The sequence below is a fragment of the Bartonella sp. CL63NXGY genome (genome assembly GCF_042194905.1).
GTDB lineage: Bacteria > Pseudomonadota > Alphaproteobacteria > Rhizobiales > Rhizobiaceae > Bartonella.
This window is the reverse complement of record NZ_JBHINK010000099.1, coordinates 1-692: the sequence shown is the minus strand read 5'-3', so window position 1 is coordinate 692 and position 692 is coordinate 1. Positions and strand designations below refer to the sequence as shown.

General features: G+C 41.5%; 1 protein-coding gene. It reads right to left on the bottom strand.

Annotated elements, in window-relative coordinates; genetic code table 11:
• Positions 1–482 precede the first annotated feature (482 nt).
• Positions 483–692: hypothetical protein (locus tag ACFIK0_RS09455; protein ID WP_375663918.1), on the bottom strand; the 210-nt coding region annotated here is incomplete at its 5' end.

The following is a 692-nucleotide window of genomic DNA, read 5'->3' as shown; positions in this document are numbered from 1 at the left end:
GTCGAAGGAAAACAAATGTTAGTACCATTCCGAGGTTCGATCAAAGACACCCTGCGGGAAATGCAGGAAGACTTGCAATCTTCAATTTCCTACGCCGGTGGTAAAGATCTTGACTCAATCCGGAGAGTTGATTACGAAATCGTAAAAAACTCAATCATGAACGGTGACTATTAAATTCAAAAAGGGCTCGTGCACTCGGCAAATCGAATGCGCGAGCCCTTTTTAATACTTCTTTCGTGACCACTTGTTTTGTTGCCAGTTAGTTTCTAAGCAAGCCAAGAAAATCCCACCAATCCATGCCAAACACCGCTGCATACAAGAGGGAAATTGATTTTCGATATTCACTATCTGGCTAATTCAAGTCCCCTTGCCCACGAACGGCAATGTAGTTCATAGCAGGTACATCAATGATCTACGGGAATTTCCTCGGAACATATAAGTTTCGTTGTTCTTTTTTAAGATTATATGCCATCCAATTCTCCTTATGGCTCCAAACCACCACTAGACGGAACAACTAAAATAAAGTTGAGGATTCGGTTAGCGTAACTTTTGGCACCTGTATATTCACGAATTGTCTTCTGTAAGTGACTCAGATTATCAGTAATAATCCCATCTGCATGGTTATACATCATCTGTTTCATCACCTTCGGTTGATTAACAGTCCATGCATAGACCGGCTGTTTTTGCCGATG